The sequence below is a fragment of the Acetobacter oryzoeni genome, assembly GCF_004014775.2.
Lineage (GTDB): Bacteria > Pseudomonadota > Alphaproteobacteria > Acetobacterales > Acetobacteraceae > Acetobacter > Acetobacter oryzoeni.
In genome coordinates this window covers 1,796,050-1,813,247 of sequence record NZ_CP042808.1, presented here as the reverse complement: position 1 = coordinate 1,813,247, position 17,198 = coordinate 1,796,050, and the positions used below count along the sequence as shown (strand labels likewise).

Here is a 17,198-nt window from a genome sequence, read left to right as displayed (position 1 = left end):
ACGTTTCCTTCAGTAATGTATTTCTTAAAGTAACATAGCGCGTGAAAACTGGCTTATAGGGCGCTTTCGCCAGATTCTTTTGTGCGGATACGCACAGCGCGTGAAATATCACTTACAAAAATCTTGCCATCACCAATTTTGCCAGTGTGCGCTGCTGTAGCAATGGCTTCTACAACCAAGTCTTCCATGTCATCTTTGATAACAATTTCAACCTTGATCTTGGGCAGAAAACTGATGCGATATTCTGCTCCACGGTAGATCTCGGTCTGGCCACGTTGCCGGCCAAAGCCTTTTACTTCAGAAACTGTTAACCCCTGAATACCTAAAGGAGCCAGAGCTTCGCGCACGTCATCAAGTTTAAAAGGCTTGATAATCGCAGTAACCAGTTTCATGCGCTTTTTACTCCAATATAAATGTCCGTCTATTCCGTTTCGATAGTGACATATTAAACCGACTTGCGCTAGGCGAATATTCGATGAGCGAAAATGTGAATGCTCAGCTTTACGGGTAAGGGCTCTCTTTTAATTTTGAGGGCTGCAAAACAGATCAAAATAAGACGCCAAAACCAATATTCACCTTTTCACATTGCGTATGTTGTCTGCACAGGGCATTGATGCCGCAGTTGAGTTCATCTGATGTTTGTACATAAAGCAGGTGATGACCTTATGGCAGGATGGGAGAGTTGCTCGTGCGTATAGCCATGATTGGTGGCGGATATGTTGGACTGGTTTCCGGTGCATGTTTTGCTGAATTTGGGCTGCATGTGGCCGTGGTGGAAACAAATCCAGACCGCCTTTCAGCTTTGCGCGAGGGTCGTATCCCCATTTATGAACCGGGCTTGGATGTGTTGGTTGAAAACAATGCACGCGCCGGACGCCTGACTTTTGGAGATGATATTGCGCAGGCAGTAGCCGGGGCAGAAGCTGTTTTTATTGCCGTAGGCACTCCGCCACGCAATGGAGATGGTGCGGCAGACCTACAATATGTTCATGCTGCAGCCCGTCAGATTGCGCAGGCTCTTACTGGCTATGCTGTTATTGTTACCAAATCTACCGTGCCAGTAGGCAGCAGTCGCAGAATAGCAGAGATTATTCGTACCACGCGGTCGGATCTGGATTTTGATGTAGCGTCTAATCCTGAGTTCCTGCGTGAGGGCAGCGCAATTGATGATTGTATGCGCCCTGATCGGGTTATTATTGGGTTGGATCAAAAACAGCCAGAACGTGCACGCCGGGCAGAAGCCGTTATGCAGCGGGTTTATGAACCGTTGAAGAAGATTGACGCCCCGTTGGTCTTTACCGGTCTGGAAACAGCAGAACTAACCAAATATGCTTCCAACTCCTTTTTGGCCATGAAGATTTCCTTCATTAATGAAATGGCCGATCTGTGTGAAAAATTAGGGGCCAACGTGCAGGAGCTGGCTTACGGCATGGGGCTGGATGACCGCATTGGCAGCCGCTTTTTGAACCCTGGTCCCGGTTATGGTGGTTCCTGTTTCCCCAAAGATACGCTTGCACTTTCCCGTATTGCGCAAGAAGCTCAAAGTGGATGCCGTTTGGTGGAAACCACGGTACAGGTGAACGAAGCCCGTAAAGCAGCCATGGCTGGGCGTATTATTGCGGCATGTGGTGGCTCGGTAAATAATAAGACCGTGGCAGTGCTGGGCCTCACCTTTAAGCCAGAAACAGATGATATGCGGGAATCCGCCTCTATCCCCATTTTACATCGTTTGGCCGAAGCCGGGGCACGTTTGCAGGCTTATGATCCGGTTGGCATGGCTGCAGCCAAACCACTTTTGCCGCCAGAAACGACATATTGTGAAAGCGCGCTAGATGCCGCGCAGGATGCTGATGTTTTGGTGGTTTTGACGGAGTGGGAGCAATTCCGTTCCATTTCACCAGATGCCTTGGCTCAGCGTATGAAAAACAAGATTATTGTAGATTTGCGCAATATTTTTGATCCCGCAGTTATGCGCGATTCTGGTTTTTCATATCTGTCTGTCGGGCGTCCATAACTTTACTTAAAGTCGGATTACGCTTGGAAAGCCGTGGCCTAGTGGAGGTCACGGCTTTTTTTATTGAATCTCTTTTGATTGCGCTTGCATTTTTAAAAGGAACAAATATAGAACATTTAAGAGATGAGGAGGTTTTCATGTCTTTGTCTGAACGTATTGTTTTTCAGCCATTTGTATGGCGTGGCACTAGGTTGGAGGGTGGGGCTGCCATTCTCTGCCGTAACCCGGAAGATGCGCATCGCCGGATAGAAAAAGTGCGGGCGGGTATTCTTTCTGTGGCGGGTGCGCTGGTGGTGCGTATGCAGGTAGATGAAGAAGCTGGTGATTATGGAGAACCAGAATTTCTGGAACGCATTGGCTGTGTTCCAGAAATGGATGAATAAAATATCGTGCTGAATAAATGCCCTATTCCTGTAAACGGCAGAATATGCAGGAATAGGGCATTATAAAAAGTGTGGTGGATTGCAGTGTAAAGCGTTGAGATATTACGGTGAGCCGCCAGCGCCTGTTCCCATATAAGGCCCGCTTGCCTTGGAAGGTGTAGGGCGATAGCCATCATTTTCATCTAAGGCTGGCCCACCATGTGGGTTTTCGTCTTCATCCTCAATGATAGGCGGAGGAGCCTTCTGGTGCGCCTTGTCATGGAACAGGGGAGCGCTGTCTGATGCCGGCTGCTCATGGCATGCAGTCAGTGCAAGCAGAAGGCCGGCAAGAACAGTAGCGGATTTCAGTTTCATATCACGGATCCACAAAAATGCGTGCCAAATGGCAAGCGCTTAACGTGTGCCAAAAAGGCGATCCCCAGCATCACCTAGGCCGGGAACGATATAGCTGTGTTCATCCAGGCCGCGATCAATAGAGCATGTCATGATCTGCACATCAGGATGCGCTTTTTGCAGGCATGCAATGCCTTCTGGGGTGGAAAGTAGGCAGGTAAACAGCAGCTTGCGCGCGCCTTTTTCTTTCAGCCGTGTAATGGCTGCTGCCGCGCTGTGCCCGGTGGCCAGCATGGGATCAACAACAATGCAGCGGCGAGAAGAAACCTGAGAAGGAAGCTTAAGGTAATATTCTACGGCTTCCAGTGTTTCAGGGTCGCGGTACAAACCAATATGGCCAACTGGTGCAAAGGGAACCAGATCCAGCATGCCATCTAAAAGCCCATTGCCAGCCCGCAGGATGGAAATAAAGCAAACATCTGGGCCAGCCAGTTGTTCACCTTGCATGGGTTCCAGAGGCGTCTGAATTTCTATTGGCTCTAATGGCAGCTCGCGAGTGGCTTCGTAGCACATCAGCAGGCTAAGTTCGCGCACCAAGCGACGAAAACCAGCCGTGGAGGTTTCTGCGCGCCGCAAATGGGTCAATTTGTGCTTGATAAGCGGATGATCCAGCACAAGGGGAGGGAGGGGAGTAACAGCATGACTTGTCATGCAACCCTCTATAATCATGGAAAAGCGGGTCTGCCACGTTTTCTTGCAGATGCAGAATATGTTTTATCCAGATCGTGCGGATAGAGAAAAAGGATGGCCATCATGAAGCGTATCTGGATGGATGTGGAAGATCTGTTTGCCTTTGCACAAGCCGGCGCTCGGCTAACAGGCATTCAACGCGTTGTGCTGGAAATTTGCGTGGCTTTTATGGGTGATCCGCATATGTCTGCCCACATTGGTTTTGTGCGGCACAACATGCAGGGCACAGGCTTTGTGGTGGTATCGTGGGCGCAGGTGCAGGCTGTGTGGCAGGCCCTGAGCGGGCAGGGTACAGAGCAGCCGGAAAGTATGCAGATACGCAGCCTTTCAGCCTCACACAGTACAAATCAAAGTTTGCTGCAAAAATGCGGGCAGCATGTGCCTGTTTCTGTGCGTGTTCCGGCCGGTAAGCTTATCCGCAACACCCAAAGTGCGGTGCAGGCCGGAGGCGCACTTGCGTGTGGCCTGTGGGAGCTTGTTTCTCACAATTTGCGTAAAAAAGACGATTTAAGCGCACAGGAGCGGATTTTTTCTCCTCAAAAAGGAGATATCCTGCTTTCTCTGGGGGCATCATGGTCTCATGCTATGTACCAGAAGCTGTTGCGGCAGTGTCGTCAGCAATATGGCATGCGTATTGGGGTTTTGGTGCATGATCTGGTGCCGCTTTTGTGGCCAGAATGGTGCCAGCCGGGTTTGCCTGCAGTATTTCGGCGTTGGTATGAGCATGTTGTGCCGGAATGTGATGTTATTTTTGCTAATTCCGAATCTACCCAAAAAGATGTGCTGGCTTATGCGCAACAAAGCGGCAAGCTACTTTCTGTGCCCGTTATTGTTGTGCCTATGGGGTGTGGGTTTTCTAAAGCAGATTCAGCCAATGCATCTACTTCTGTTCAAGAGCAGATAAAACAGCTCGGGCCTTATGTTTTGTGTGCAGGCACACTGGAAGTGCGTAAAAACCATGCACTTTTAATCAGAGTTTGGCGGCGGTTATTGCTTGAGCGGCCCGCCAATACTGTACCGAAGCTGGTGATTGCCGGCGGGCAGGGGTGGCTGGTGGATGACCTGTTGCAGCAGCTTGAAAATAGCGCGTGGCTGAATGGCCATGTTGTGTGGATAGATCGGCCGTCTGATAGCTGTATGACACAGCTTTATAAGCAGGCACAGTTTACAATTTTCCCTTCATTTTATGAAGGTTGGGGCCTGCCGGTAACAGAAAGCCTGTATTGGAGAAAACCCAGCCTGACGTCATCAGCGTCTTCCCTGCCAGAAGCAGGTATGGGGCTGACAGAAATGTTTGACCCTGATAACGCATCGCAGGCATTGGAGCTTGTACGTAACGTTCTGGATCAGCCACAGCGTCTGGCAGCCATGGAGCAGCAGATAAAGGCACATTTTCAGCCTATCAGCTGGAGCCGGGCGGCTGAGACTTTGTGGCAGGCAGTCATGTAATGGCCCGACGGCACGACAGAAGCATTGTTGCGGAATGGATGGAAAAGGGAACGCTTGAATGGCTGTGAATTATGCCACGGTAACATGGGATCAGTTGCACCGTGATGCGCGTGCATTGGCAGAGGCGCTGATGCCTAAAATGCCCATTAAAGGCATTGTGGCGGTAACACGCGGAGGTTTGATTCCCGCAGCCATTGCGGCGCGTGAACTGGGATGCCGTCTGATAGAAACCATTTCTGTTGTGACGTATGATGAAGAAAATATGGGCAAACCCCAGATTATCAAAGAGCCCGTTGCAGCAGGGGATGGTGAGGGCTTCCTGATTATTGATGATCTGGTTGATTCTGGCGTAACCGCCCGTGTGGTGCGTGAAAAACTGCCCAAAGCCTTTTTTGCCTGCCTGTATGCCAAACCAGCGGGCAAGGAACTGACAGACCTGTTTATTACAGAAGTGCCGCAGGATACCTGGGTTTTGTTCCCGTGGGATACGGCACCGTTGTTTGTGCCGCCGCTGGCAAAAAGCAAAAAAAGCACGGTTGACTGATTTTTTACAATCAGAGGGTTGCCATACTCCGAATAGACGCTTAAACAAGCGCTCAGTTCGGGGCGTGGCGCAGCCTGGTAGCGCGCGTGTTTTGGGTACACGAGGCCCCCGGTTCGAGTCCGGGCGCCCCGACCATAAATAAAGCGGGAGGCAACATCATGCCGGCGCGTATTTATAGACAGTCAAAGCCTGCTGGTCAGTCCGGTTTAGCCGGAACCAGAGAGTGGGTTTTTGAATACGGTCAATCTGCTCCACGTAAGCAGAGCGCTCTTATGGGGTGGACCGGTAGTGCTGATCCACAATCTCAAATATATCTGTATTTTGATAGTCGTGAAGCCGCAGAGGCTTACGCACAGCGCGAACATATTGCATATGTGGTGGAAGAAACTGCACCGCGCATGCGTCGCCCTAAAGTGTATGCAGATAACTTCCGTTATGATCGCATCCAGAACTGGACGCATTGATTTTCTCGCTTTTCTCTATTATGCGTAGGGCGTAAAGCGCCCTTAGCTCAGTTGGATAGAGCAACAGCCTTCTAAGCTGTGGGTCGCTGGTTCGAATCCAGCAGGGCGCGCCAATCTTTTTAATAGTTTGGATAGATTTTAGGGAAAGGCAAAAGTCTTTCCCTCAGGCCGGTACAGCACTAAACGGTCGATGTCTTGATTTTATCCATAGTGGCTGCGATTGATTTTTCAGGAAAGCTGGAAAATCAGAAAGCTCTGTAGATTCTACCTATTAGGCATCTTGTTATGTCTGGCAGGGGCGAGAAGACAATACGCACTTTTTGTGTTCTCTAACAAACGCCGCAATAATCTAAGCACACTCTTCGCAAATATCAGGCTGATGAAAACCCAAGCCTAAAGCAGAATTATGGCCACACATCATACCTGTTCCCGGTGTTCTCACGGAATAGTATCGTTTTAAGGCCTTTTCGTTCGACTATGTAATCCCATTTTGCGGCAGCAGCCTCAATGTATTGTGCTGCGGCACCAGGGACTAGATGCAGACGAGTGTCTACTTCTGCAAAAAAATAGCATGGGTATTGTCTTGTGACGATCGTGCTCCCATCCAAGACTGTATGACGGCGATGATGTCATTGGGGTCGCTGATGAGTTCGGAAGCGGCTTCTGTGGTAATCTATGTGCCTGATATGACTTCGTCCGTAGCAGTCAGGATAGAACCCAGTTGCGTCATGCGTTTACGGATTTTGTTACAGGCGGGCCCTAATGCTGCTACGAGGTTGCCCTCAATATCGAATGTGGCGACTACAGCTACGCCATCGACATCTCTTATTAGAGTTGTCGAACAATAAAAATATCTCTTGCTCTCCCTTTAATCGGACAAACGAAAAACAAGAGACGGCTCAATTGTAAGGGGATGTCGTAGAGAGCCCTTACTGACAGGTTATATAAGTAAGTAGGGGTATCTATTTTTCAGGATATTATTAGCTGGAAGGAGCTAACTTGCCTGTCTCTTTAGTATTCTATATTTAGGATATTTATATGGTATTTCTGTCTGAATTTAATGCATTCAGACAGAAATACTACAATCAATATCGGTTGGTGGTTACAAACAATATTAAAATTTCATAAATAACCACTGATAAAAGTTGTTGGAATAGAGCTTACACTTTTGCAATGCAGTCTGCGATTACATCAGAGAACTTTTTATATATAGACCTTTTATAATGTGCTCCTCCTAGCTCATCAGTAAGATCTGCGTCTGTTTTTACGTAATCATTAATGTCAATATAATCATATTCATAAGCCTCAGCTAGCGGCTTGACGATAGAATTGATACTACTCCACAATTTAACAAGCTCAGGAAGGTTGCCGATTTTTTCATTCAGGCCAAGAATAATAACTTTTTTCTGAGCATGCTTTAATCTTGTAAAAATGTGTATCACATCGTTTTGAAATTGCTCTTTAACAATATCGCTATTTCTAAAACCGCCGATGAATTCGTAATTTTCTTTGAAATAAGTCCACTTTTCTTCAGTTGTATCTGTTAAAAAGTCTTTTACATCATCATAAGCAAGAGAAGTGTAATCAGCATCACATGCGTCTGTTCCAGGAAACATATGCATGCAACGTAGGCTCAAAATCAGGCCTGTTTCTTTATGTCTGTATGAACTCATAAAGCCTTCTTGGCTGAAGGAGATAACATACACATCTGATTTTTCTTGTATAATATCGCTATTATAACGATTGAAATCCGGCCCAAGAGTTTTCTCTAGGATTGTGCGGATATCCAAATCACTTTCTTGATCTTTATAAAGACCTAAACTGCGGGCATTTGTATGTACTTCCCACGGGTGCACAGAATAATTAAATTCTTCAATCGTCTCAAATTTTGTCTTGAGGAAGAAAGAAGTCATTGCAAGATCACAAGCACCACGCAGGCAAACCTGCAAAGAGTTTAGTGATGAATCGTCTTTATGAGAATCTTGGGCGTTTGCATCATCGCATAAGGTAATCCAATCTACTTTTGAAGGATTATTTAAATCAGATGCTGTAGGTGGCTTTATGTCTATGTGTTTGCGGCCAAGTTTATTCCAGACGTATTGTTCAACGCCCATATTCATAATGCGGCATGAAAATAGGAAATGCTGCATATATCCAGGCTTTGCGAAATAAAAACCGCAAATACCATAATCACCATAACTATCGGAGACTTTTATGTATCCAAAATCTGAAAAGAATTCTTCAGAAACTTCTTTTTCAAAAAGTTTACGCGCTTCTTCAACGTCTTCAGGCCATCTGTTTTTGGTAAAGTTTAATTGGTTTGTGCGGTTTACCAATTCATGAATACGAGAGAATTCTTTTTCTACATCTGTATGAAAACTGATTCTTATATTGCTACTTCTTAAAAATTCTTCATTATCGCCGCCAATTTTTTCTTTATCGCTTTGTTTAGATTCAAGTATACGATAAGCTTTCAGTCGTTTGTGCTTTAGATCTGGCTTGCCGCGGAAAATTGGATTTTCCTGCCAATTTTTAATAATGTCTGGTTCAGCAACTCTAATACCAGGAACGGCGGCCTTAACTTCATTGAGATTCATTAAATTATCATCAATGAACAAAAACAAAATCGTCCCATACCCCCAGACGTTCTAGCATTTCACGCGTATCTTTATATGTATTTTTTGAACATATTGCGTTTACAATACCGCGGTTATTAAGCTCTCTGATCATATGAAGGGTATCAAGTCGAAGTTTAACTTCCCCTTCAGACAATGTTCCTTCCCAGAAAGTATCATCTAAGTCCCAAATAACGAGACGGACAGTTTCTTCTTTCTCGGAATCATCTTGTTCTGTTTGTTTTTTGCTTATTTGAGTAAGGTAAAAGCATTGATCTTTGAAATCTTCATGCTTGGCAAAACTACGAAAGAAAAACTTTCCATTTTGCTTTTCAAGAACCTGAAAATTCCACATCAAAGTTTTATCACTACGGAAAATCTTCAGCCCATCGTCTGAAAGGCTCCAAGTGCTCTCGTTTGCTGAGTAAAAACCTTCTATCGTACCAGTCTCAGAAAATTGGAAATTAGTTGAGCAAACTCTTCCATCGGCATAACGCCATTCCCACACGGAATCTATTAGATCTTTTTCAGAAAAAAATCTTTTATAGATGGGATAACAAACATTGGCCTATAATCTCCAAACAGTATCTACTAAATACCTATAGACGTTACCCAAAAGGCAGGAAAGAAGGAAATAAACCCTACCATGATCCAAGGTCTAGTAGGGGGCAGGGTATGTTGGCAAAAGATCAGTTCCACAGCTTGCGGCGGCGAAATTGCGGAAGCTCATGAAGGGCCGGGCGGTCTTACCGGAATGAGTGGCAATAAGGCACATTTGCTAGAACCTAATGCACAACAGAATTTAATCTTAACAATTATATTATGATTTCTTTAAAATTTCTGGATGATGCATTTTACGCATAGCGTGAGACTTTTCATGGTGAGCAATGTGACGTGTGGTCTTTGCGGCAGCTCTCGCAATTATCGGGGCTAGGAATAAGACATGACGCATATTTCTGTGGCTTTATTTGTTAGAGGGTCTCTCTGATCATGGGTAGTAAGTATCCAAGCCATTTTTTGCTCATTGGAAATGAAGCGCGAACACGACACACTATCGTGGAGTTTTAGCCTTCTAAGCTGTGGGGCGCTGGTTCGAAACTAGAAGAGCGCGCCAATTTTTTCCTAAAATACAAGGTGCGGCAGGCGTTTGTGTGCGCTAAAGCCGGATGTGTCTTTTCTTACTTTGTTTGAAAGTGCTGCCATGCTTACGGTTTTGCATCGTCTTATCCTGCCAACAGAAGGGCTGGAGCAATGCGATGCAATGTATGCGCGTCCTGCGCTGCCAGAGCGTGTGGCGAATACATCTTCCCAAGCTTTTCGGCTACAGGCCGGGCAGACATCTACCTTTGATACATTTTACAATGCGTTTTCCGTAAAAAAATGGAAGCAGGCGGGTGGTGTAAGCCGCTTATCATTGAGCGTGCACATACGCGGGCAAGGTGAGGTCACACTTTTTCATCGTTCCACTGCTGATGTTGTTACTCCTCTTTGGAGCAAAGAAATTGAAGGCGAAATACGCTGCTCGGAGGAAATATCGGCGTGGCCTGCATTATCTGAAGGTTTGCTATATTTTAGCATAACGGCCAAGGCAGAGTGCACGGTAGAGACAGCATATTTTGCAACATATTCACCCATGGTGCAGGTGCCGCAGTTGGGCGTTGTCATTACACATTTTAATCGGCAGCAATATGTGCGTAATTCCATCCAGCGGGTGCAAAAGGCGCTCTTGCAAGATCCTGTTTATCAGGATGTGATCCATTTTATTGTTATAGATAATTCAGCTAACCTAGATCCGGCAGAGGTGCCGGGGGCCAAGGTTATCAAAAACCACAATTATGGCGGCAGCGGGGGTTTTGCGTGTGGCCTCTTATACCTGCAGGAGCAGGGCACATTTACCCACAGCCTCTTTATGGATGATGATATTTCCTGCGAGGTTGAAGCCATTCGGCGCTGTTACGCCATGTTGGCCTATAGTGTGGATAAGCACATAGGTTTGGCAGGCACTTTGTTGGATGATCACAAACCATGGAGCGTGCAGGAAAAAGGAGCCGAATTTTCTGGCGGTGTTTTCCGTCCATTGCATGAAGGTGCGGATGTTAGGCCAGTAGAAAACCTGCTCAAGCTAGAGCAGGATATTGGCAAGCCCGTTTATGGTGGCTGGTGGTTTTTTGCGTTTCGGTTGGATGCCGTATCAGCCTACCCATTTCCCTTTTTTGTAAGGGGAGATGATGCGCTCTTTGGCCTGATGAACCATTTTAATATTGTCACGGTAAATGGTATTGCCTGTTTTTCCGAGCACTTTCTCAGCAAGGAAAGTGCTTTTACCCGCTACCTGGGTATGCGTGCGTCCTTGGCTATTTATCTTATGGTGGGGCAGGGGCGGACTTTAGCTGCTTTGAAAATGATGGGGCTGGCCTTTTTATGGTGTGTGCTGTCATGCAGATATCAGAGTGCGCATGCTATTTTGCTGGCATTTCAGGACGTCAGCAAAGGGCCGGATTTTTGGCAACAAAATCTGGATTTTATGCCCATTGCCAAGCGTATCCAAAAAGAAACCCTGCAACGTAAAGAACCTGTATATTTTCAATCAATGCCTTTCCGTTATGAAGGCAAGCCAGAAACACGCATACGGAAGTATATCAGGCTTATAACCCTGAATGGGCATTTGTTGCCGCAATGGTGCTTACGAAAAACGCCCGTATATGTTGGAGAATATACACGTGGTTTGCTGGGGTTGATTTTTAGCTACCAGCATATTGTTTATCGTAAATATGAAACTCAGGATATTTTTGAGGCCCAACTTAACAGGTCCCAATTTTTCAGTCTTTTAGGGGCGTTTGTAAAAGCTAGCCTTGCTTTTATTTTACGATCTTCTGTTGTTAGGCGTTCCTACCGTAAAAAACTGCCAATGCTGACAAGTAAAGTATTCTGGCAAAATGTCTATCGTGCTCAGCCCAAGAGTGATTCAGATCATTAATTATTCTTTCATCTCTATTTCTGTGTCGCAGTATAGCTTCTGTTCAGTAAATTGTTTATCAGTGAATCATAAAACTAAAGCACGGCAAGGCTAAGTACTATACCGTGTAAAAAGACTGAGGAAAAGGCTGTAAACATATGACCTTCTGTGTTGTGGGCGCTGGATTTAGTGGTGCTGTTATTGCCCGTCATTTGGCAGAGCGTGGCCATAAAGTGGTGGTTGTGGATGAACGTTCCCATATTGGCGGGAACTGTTATACAGAGCGCGATGCTGAAACCGGTGTTATGGTGCACAAATATGGGCCTCATATTTTCCACACCGCTGATGAGCGCACATGGGCTTATGTGCAGAAGTTTGGCACGTTCAAGCCTTATGTAAACCGTGTGAAGGCCATTTCTAACGAGCACGTTTACACGCTGCCTGTTAACCTGCTGACCATTAACCAGTTCTTCGGTACAACAATGGGGCCGAAGGAAGCGCGTGCTTTTATTGAAAGCAAGGCGGATAAAAGCATTACAAACCCTCAGTCCTTTGAAGAACAGGCGCTGAGCATGATTGGCCCGGAACTATATCGGGCATTCTTTTATGGATATACGCGCAAGCAGTGGGGGTTAGAGCCTACGCAGCTTCCCGCATCTATTCTCAAGCGCCTGCCTTTGCGTTTCAATTATGATGATAACTACTTCAACCATCCGTATCAGGGCATGCCGGAAGAAGGTTATACTGCCATCGTGCAGAATATCCTGAACGTTGAAGGTATTGATGTGCGGTTGGGCTGTTCTTTTGAAAGCCTGAAAGAAGATTTTCAGCACGTCTTCTATACAGGCCCGATTGATCGGTATTTTGGTTTCCGTTTGGGCCGCTTGGGCTATAGAACGCTGGATTTTGAACGCTTTGTAGATGATGGTGATCATCAGGGTACAGCAGTTATCAACTACTGTAATGAAGAAGTGCCCTATACGCGTATTTCTGAGCACAAACACTTTGCCCCGTGGGAACAGGACAAGTTCTCTAAAACTGTTTGTTTCCGTGAATACAGCCGTCTGGCAGGTGAAAACGATATTCCTTACTATCCTATCCGCTTGGTAAACGAAAAGAAGATGCTCGAAAGCTATATCGAGCTCGCACGTGCAGAAAAAGGTGTGTCCTTTATGGGCCGTTTGGGCACGTATCGTTATCTGGATATGGATGTAACCATCAAGGAAGCTCTGGCTGCGTGCGATGTCATTGATACGGCATTACAGGCACCTGCGCTCTCGCTTCCAGCGTTTTTTGTTGACCCTACCTAAAAAACAAGAGGCCCGTTTTTACGGGCCTAAACTGCTCCATAAAGGTGAATCATGGCTTCTTTTGTCGAAAATATAAAAGATGCCTTTTCAGCATCTTTTAGGGTTAAGGGGGTTTATTTTTTATACTTACTGTCTTTTTTGTATGTATTTCCTATTTTGTTAAGTGATGTCTATTACATGGATGACTATGATAGGGTCATTTATGGATATGGTTGGTCACAGGATGGTCGTTTTTTTGCAAATGCGATTATGTGGCTTTTGAATCTGAATTTTGCATCGATTAGAGTAAAACAAGTAGATTTATTTCCTTACACAACAATAATTTCATCATTAATTCTTGTTTTTTCAGGAATATTAATATGTGATTCAATGAAAATATTAAGGAGAAATTGTTTTTCTATCGCACCTTTATTTATAATGATTTCACCTTTTATGCTTGAAAATTTAACTTATAGATATGACTCTTTGATTATGTCGGTATCTGTATTTTTGGTGGTTTTCCCTTTTATTTTTATTGAAGATAGAAAGCTTTTTTTTCTAACTTCTGTTATTTCTCTTATGTTGGCTTGGATGACATATCAGTCTACCGTAGCTGGATATGTTTCTTTATGCGCTATTTTTGCGACGAAGTTTGTACTTGAGAGAAATTTTATAAAATCAGTTTCCATATTAGCTTATGGAATGGCTGCATTTGTTGGCTCAACTCTTTTTTATGAAATTATTTTAAAGTTATTCCATGTGCAGATTTCATTTGGAAGAAGTGTAAGCATTTTTCAAGAACCTGAAGTCTTTAAGAATTTCTTATTTAATATCAAAAATGGCTTAATTTTCATTAGGCATAATATTGATTTTAGATTTTTTATGTCCGCTCTTCCATTGTTCTGCATGTTTTTGTTTTCTGCATATAAATATATTTCAGTAGAGAAAATAAAACTCGTTTCTGTTTTCTCTATATTTTTTCTGGTTTTCTCTATATTTCTTTGCGGTTTGGGTTTGAATGTTTTCATATTTTATCCACCATGGTGGCTGCGGATATTGATAGCTTTCCCATTTGTCTTTTTGCTTCTTATATTCGGAGCCCAAAAATATGTTCGTTATGAATACATTAATATAGCTGTTGCCTGTATTGCACTCTATTCTTTTAGTCTGTGCGCTACATATGCCTCAGCGTTAAAAGAGCAAAACGAATTTACAAATCAGATTTTGGCGCTAGCTAACCCTTATTTGGTTTCAAATGATCATACGAAAGTCGTTATTGACGGTGAAATTCCTTATGCTCCTCAGGTGGAGTATTCTCGGAGTATTTATAAAATCATAGGAACATTGGTTGATAAATACATACGTGATGGTTGGTATTGGGGCGAACGCAGAATTGGTATGTATGGGTTTGTTGATGAAGTTTTTATTGAGGGGGCAGAGCGTAACGATATACTGGCGGAAAAATGTTCATACAATGTATTAACCCGTAACAAGTTTTTTGTTTTGCGCGCCAGAGATAAAATGGCGATAGTCGATTTTACAAAAGCAGCCTGTAAATAGTTATTTTATAGATAGATAAAAGGAGGCTCTTTAAAGGTGGAGAGTTCTAAAAAACTTGTGGTTTTGAAGAACTCTCTGTGATTCTGTTTCTCCGGTTCTGGTTGGCGGAATAGTGATATGAAACAGCCCGATTTCTTTGATGTTGAAGATCGGGCTTGGCAAGACAAACCGGCAAAGCTGTCGCACAAGGGCGGGCACGGCCTATCGCTTAAAAGCCAATGAAAATTTCATGGAAAAGCAGGGCTTTGTCTCAAAGGTTTACAGGAAAAAGCCGCATCTCAAACTCAATCAAGGGCTTTTCGATCTCTCTAGGCTCTGAGGTCATGTTGTCCCTGAAAGAGAAGATATTAGAAGTAAATTAACATACTCTTTGTAATTTTCTTCTAAAGCTATGCGGGCCTTGGAATAAAAGAGTATTACAGATTTATTTCCTGCTGTTGCGTATTTGACAACATTGGGGGTGAGAAAACATGTTATCACTATATTTAATGTTTTTGTATTTACCTATCTCATATAGAGTAAATGCTTAAAGGTGCTTCGGTAAGCAAGATATATTGCTTGATATGGAAACCTTTGGTTGAGTGCAGAATTAAAGGAAAAAACTTTGCCAACTGGTTTTTCGCCAGCGTTCAGCGTGGTTGTGCCCTGTTATAATGAGCAGGAAGTTCTAAGGACTTTTCATCAGCGGTTATCTGCCGTTATGGAAGGTGTTGGCGCACCGTGGGAGGTTGTTTACGTCAATGATGGCTCGCGGGACCAAACGCTGGCGGGTATGTATGCTTTGGCAGAGCAGGATGGGCGGGTAAGTGTTGTTAATCTCTCCCGCAATTTTGGTAAGGAAATAGCCTTAACAGCTGGGTTGGATCATGCACGGGGTACGCGTGGCATTATTGTGATTGATGCCGATTTGCAGGACCCGCCTGAAGTTATTGCAGATCTGATTGCCGCATGGACAGATGATGTTGATACCGTTTACGCCCGCCGCAATACGCGGGAGGGGGAGAGTATTCCCAAACGGCTGACAGCATGGATGTTCTACCGTGTGATGAAGCGGCTGGGCAATAAGGTGGTTATTCCGCCAGATACGGGTGATTTTCGGCTGATGAGCCGCAGGCTGGTAGATAACCTGCTGCTGCTGCGTGAACGCCATAGGTTCATGAAAGGGCTGTTTGCCTGGGTTGGCTTTCCATCCCGCGCCGTTTTGTATGATCGCGCCCCACGTTCTGCGGGAAAGAGCAGTTTTAATTACTGGTCTTTATGGAACTTTGCGCTAGAGGGCATTACCTCGTTTTCAGTGCTGCCGCTTCAGTTAAGCACATATATGGGGCTTGGCATTTCCATACTGGCCGTGTGCTACGGTATCTGGATTGTTGGGTGCACCCTGTTGTTTGGCAATCGCGTGGCAGGTTATCCCAGCCTTATGGCTGTTATCCTGTTTTTAGGCGGTATCCAGCTTATGACGGTCGGCCTGATAGGTGAATATGTCGGTCGTATTTTTAATGAAACCAAAAAACGCCCGCTATATTTGGTGGAAGCTTATCGCCCCGCGCAGGAAAAAGAGCACACGCCTGAAGCATAAAGCTGTGCCCTGCCTATTTTGAGGCTTGACGGACAAGGCTGCCCGCCGCATTGCTTCGTGCATGCGAGTAGCCGCCATTCTTTTGGCTGCCGGTACGGGCAGTCGTTATGCCGCCACCACGGGTTCTTCCATTCCCAAGCAGTATGTGCTGCTGGCTGGACAACCCGTAATCCGTCATGCAGCGCAAGCCTTATTGCCTCATGTCACCTTTATTCAGCCGGTCGGAGATCCTGCCTCCTTGAACGAGGCGTTGGAAGGGTTGAAGATTCTGCCGCCAGTCGCGGGGGGTGAAACCCGGCAGGCCAGCGTGCGGGCAGGGTTGGAAGCACTGGACAAACTGCCAGAAGCTGAAAAGCCGGATATCGTGCTGGTGCATGATGGCGCCCGCCCATATGTAACCGCGCAGGTTATCAGCAATGTGGTTTCTGCGCTGGAGCAGCATCCCGGTGCTATTCCGGCGGTGCCGGTGGCGGATACCCTCAAGCGGGAAAAAGATGGTGTGATTGATGGCACCGTGCCGCGGGATCATCTTTATCGCGCCCAAACGCCACAGGGCTTTCGCTTTGGCCTGTTTTTAGATCTCCACCGGGGTGCGGCATCCGTAAGTGCAACGGATGATGCCAAGCTGCTGGAAGATGCAGGGTTCAGCGTAGCACTGGTGGCTGGCGATGAAGACAATATCAAGCTGACATATGAGGGTGATCTGGTGCGTCTGGAACGACTGATCGGCCCCACGCTCCTGCCGCGCGTAGGGCTGGGTTACGATGTGCATGCGTTTGAGGAAGGGCGTCCGCTCATCCTGTGCGGCATTACGGTGCCACATACCAAAGGGCTGGCCGGGCATTCCGATGCCGATGTGGGCATTCATGCGCTGTGCGATGCCATTTACGGTGCGTTGGCTGAAGGTGATATTGGCCGCCACTTCCCGCCCAGCCAGAATGAGTGGAAAAACGCAGATAGCGCCCGCTTTCTGGTGCACGCAGGCCAGCGTATCCGTGAACGCGGCGGCATGCTGGTGAACGCTGATCTTACCCTGATTTGCGAACGCCCCAAAATTGGCCCGCATTCCGAAGCCATGCGCAAGCGTCTGGCAGATTTGCTGGAAGTGGATGTAGATCGGATTTCCGTGAAGGCCACAACATCCGAACGTCTGGGCTTTACCGGGCGTGAAGAAGGTATTGCCTGCACGGCCACGGTTTCTGTTCTGGTGCCATAAGCGGGCGCCATTACAGTTTCTTATGTTGCGTAAGGCGCAAGGTGGC

15 protein-coding genes, 2 tRNA genes and 1 pseudogene are annotated in these 17,198 nt (G+C 45.9%); 13 read left to right on the top strand and 5 right to left on the bottom strand.

The window, feature by feature from the left end:
- Positions 1 to 53: 53 nt before the first annotated feature.
- A complete protein-coding gene (locus EOV40_RS08365; protein ID WP_050820156.1) occupies positions 54 to 392 on the bottom strand; it encodes a P-II family nitrogen regulator in 339 nt (112 codons plus the stop codon).
- A gap of 281 nt (positions 393 to 673) precedes the next feature.
- Here EOV40_RS08365 and EOV40_RS08360 point away from each other — a divergent pair, with 281 nt between their 5' ends.
- Complete coding sequence (locus tag EOV40_RS08360; RefSeq protein WP_128105643.1) at positions 674 to 2,014, top strand: UDP-glucose dehydrogenase family protein; 1,341 nt, start codon at positions 674 to 676, stop codon at positions 2,012 to 2,014.
- A 137-nt stretch (positions 2,015 to 2,151) separates the two neighbouring features.
- Complete coding sequence (locus tag EOV40_RS08355) at positions 2,152 to 2,397, top strand: hypothetical protein (RefSeq protein ID WP_128105642.1); 246 nt, start codon at positions 2,152 to 2,154, stop codon at positions 2,395 to 2,397.
- Positions 2,398 to 2,499: 102 nt separating this feature from the next.
- Here EOV40_RS08355 and EOV40_RS08350 read toward each other — a convergent pair whose 3' ends face one another.
- Both EOV40_RS08350 and upp read right to left on the bottom strand, forming a co-directional pair.
- Positions 2,500 to 2,751, bottom strand: coding sequence for a hypothetical protein (locus tag EOV40_RS08350; protein WP_087651920.1), 252 nt, complete (start codon positions 2,749 to 2,751; stop codon positions 2,500 to 2,502).
- Between the two features lie 39 nt (positions 2,752 to 2,790).
- On the bottom strand, positions 2,791 to 3,459 hold the full coding sequence (gene upp, locus EOV40_RS08345; protein WP_080986824.1) for a uracil phosphoribosyltransferase: 669 nt from the start codon (positions 3,457 to 3,459) through the stop codon (positions 2,791 to 2,793).
- A gap of 84 nt (positions 3,460 to 3,543) precedes the next feature.
- On the opposite strand from upp, the gene EOV40_RS08340 reads away from it, so the two are divergent.
- From EOV40_RS08340 to EOV40_RS08320, 5 genes are all read left to right on the top strand, one after another.
- Complete coding sequence (locus tag EOV40_RS08340; RefSeq protein ID WP_128105641.1) at positions 3,544 to 4,929, top strand: glycosyltransferase family 4 protein; 1,386 nt, start codon at positions 3,544 to 3,546, stop codon at positions 4,927 to 4,929.
- A 58-nt stretch (positions 4,930 to 4,987) separates the two neighbouring features.
- Complete coding sequence (gene gpt / locus EOV40_RS08335) at positions 4,988 to 5,473, top strand: xanthine phosphoribosyltransferase (RefSeq protein WP_003629580.1); 486 nt, start codon at positions 4,988 to 4,990, stop codon at positions 5,471 to 5,473.
- Between the two features lie 58 nt (positions 5,474 to 5,531).
- Positions 5,532 to 5,608: transfer RNA gene (locus EOV40_RS08330), tRNA-Pro, on the top strand.
- 23 nt (positions 5,609 to 5,631) lie between these two features.
- Positions 5,632 to 5,937, top strand: a complete 306-nt coding sequence (locus tag EOV40_RS08325) for an ETC complex I subunit (protein ID WP_128105640.1) — start codon at positions 5,632 to 5,634, stop codon at positions 5,935 to 5,937.
- A gap of 36 nt (positions 5,938 to 5,973) precedes the next feature.
- A tRNA-Arg gene (locus EOV40_RS08320) sits at positions 5,974 to 6,050 on the top strand.
- 1,047 nt (positions 6,051 to 7,097) lie between these two features.
- Here EOV40_RS08320 and EOV40_RS08315 read toward each other — a convergent pair.
- Positions 7,098 to 8,534 (bottom strand): phosphatase, encoded by a 1,437-nt coding sequence (locus EOV40_RS08315; RefSeq protein WP_128105639.1) that lies wholly within the window; start codon positions 8,532 to 8,534, stop codon positions 7,098 to 7,100.
- A 10-nt stretch (positions 8,535 to 8,544) separates the two neighbouring features.
- The gene (locus EOV40_RS08310) at positions 8,545 to 9,060 is read right to left on the bottom strand and encodes a hypothetical protein (protein ID WP_128105638.1); all 516 of its coding nucleotides are present in this window, start codon (positions 9,058 to 9,060) and stop codon (positions 8,545 to 8,547) included.
- A 693-nt stretch (positions 9,061 to 9,753) separates the two neighbouring features.
- Between EOV40_RS08310 and EOV40_RS08305 the strand changes: the two genes are divergently transcribed.
- The 6 genes and pseudogenes from EOV40_RS08305 (at position 9,754) to EOV40_RS08280 (ending at position 17,152) form a co-directional block, all read left to right on the top strand.
- A complete protein-coding gene (locus tag EOV40_RS08305; RefSeq protein WP_208729323.1) occupies positions 9,754 to 11,529 on the top strand; it encodes a glycosyltransferase family 2 protein in 1,776 nt (591 codons plus the stop codon).
- Between the two features lie 137 nt (positions 11,530 to 11,666).
- A complete protein-coding gene (glf, locus tag EOV40_RS08300; protein WP_128105636.1) occupies positions 11,667 to 12,818 on the top strand; it encodes a UDP-galactopyranose mutase in 1,152 nt (383 codons plus the stop codon).
- 51 nt (positions 12,819 to 12,869) lie between these two features.
- Positions 12,870 to 14,357 carry a glucosyltransferase domain-containing protein gene (locus EOV40_RS08295; RefSeq protein WP_128105635.1) on the top strand — a complete coding sequence of 496 codons (1,488 nt, stop codon included), beginning with the start codon at positions 12,870 to 12,872 and terminating at the stop codon, positions 14,355 to 14,357.
- A 154-nt stretch (positions 14,358 to 14,511) separates the two neighbouring features.
- Positions 14,512 to 14,640, top strand: a pseudogene (locus EOV40_RS15525) (IS5/IS1182 family transposase); the annotation flags it as partial.
- Positions 14,641 to 14,961: 321 nt separating this feature from the next.
- Complete coding sequence (locus tag EOV40_RS08285; protein WP_050820434.1) at positions 14,962 to 15,936, top strand: glycosyltransferase family 2 protein; 975 nt, start codon at positions 14,962 to 14,964, stop codon at positions 15,934 to 15,936.
- A gap of 61 nt (positions 15,937 to 15,997) precedes the next feature.
- Positions 15,998 to 17,152 (top strand): bifunctional 2-C-methyl-D-erythritol 4-phosphate cytidylyltransferase/2-C-methyl-D-erythritol 2,4-cyclodiphosphate synthase, encoded by a 1,155-nt coding sequence (locus EOV40_RS08280; RefSeq protein WP_087652155.1) that lies wholly within the window; start codon positions 15,998 to 16,000, stop codon positions 17,150 to 17,152.
- The last annotated feature ends 46 nt before the right edge of the window (positions 17,153 to 17,198 follow it).

Excerpts from the sequence above, each read along its gene's own strand:
- EOV40_RS08365 (WP_050820156.1), bottom strand. The coding sequence starts at position 392 with ATGAAACTGGTTACTGCGATTATCAAGCCTTTTAAACTTGATGACGTG.
- EOV40_RS08360 (WP_128105643.1), top strand. The coding sequence starts at position 674 with ATGGGAGAGTTGCTCGTGCGTATAGCCATGATTGGTGGCGGATATGTT.
- EOV40_RS08355 (WP_128105642.1), top strand. The coding sequence starts at position 2,152 with ATGTCTTTGTCTGAACGTATTGTTTTTCAGCCATTTGTATGGCGTGGC.
- EOV40_RS08350 (WP_087651920.1), bottom strand. The coding sequence starts at position 2,751 with ATGAAACTGAAATCCGCTACTGTTCTTGCCGGCCTTCTGCTTGCACTG.
- upp (WP_080986824.1), bottom strand. The coding sequence starts at position 3,459 with ATGATTATAGAGGGTTGCATGACAAGTCATGCTGTTACTCCCCTCCCT.
- EOV40_RS08340 (WP_128105641.1), top strand. The coding sequence starts at position 3,544 with ATGAAGCGTATCTGGATGGATGTGGAAGATCTGTTTGCCTTTGCACAA.
- gpt (WP_003629580.1), top strand. The coding sequence starts at position 4,988 with ATGGCTGTGAATTATGCCACGGTAACATGGGATCAGTTGCACCGTGAT.
- EOV40_RS08325 (WP_128105640.1), top strand. The coding sequence starts at position 5,632 with ATGCCGGCGCGTATTTATAGACAGTCAAAGCCTGCTGGTCAGTCCGGT.
- EOV40_RS08315 (WP_128105639.1), bottom strand. The coding sequence starts at position 8,534 with ATGAATCTCAATGAAGTTAAGGCCGCCGTTCCTGGTATTAGAGTTGCT.
- EOV40_RS08305 (WP_208729323.1), top strand. The coding sequence starts at position 9,754 with ATGCTTACGGTTTTGCATCGTCTTATCCTGCCAACAGAAGGGCTGGAG.
- glf (WP_128105636.1), top strand. The coding sequence starts at position 11,667 with ATGACCTTCTGTGTTGTGGGCGCTGGATTTAGTGGTGCTGTTATTGCC.
- EOV40_RS08295 (WP_128105635.1), top strand. The coding sequence starts at position 12,870 with ATGGCTTCTTTTGTCGAAAATATAAAAGATGCCTTTTCAGCATCTTTT.
- EOV40_RS08280 (WP_087652155.1), top strand. The coding sequence starts at position 15,998 with ATGCGAGTAGCCGCCATTCTTTTGGCTGCCGGTACGGGCAGTCGTTAT.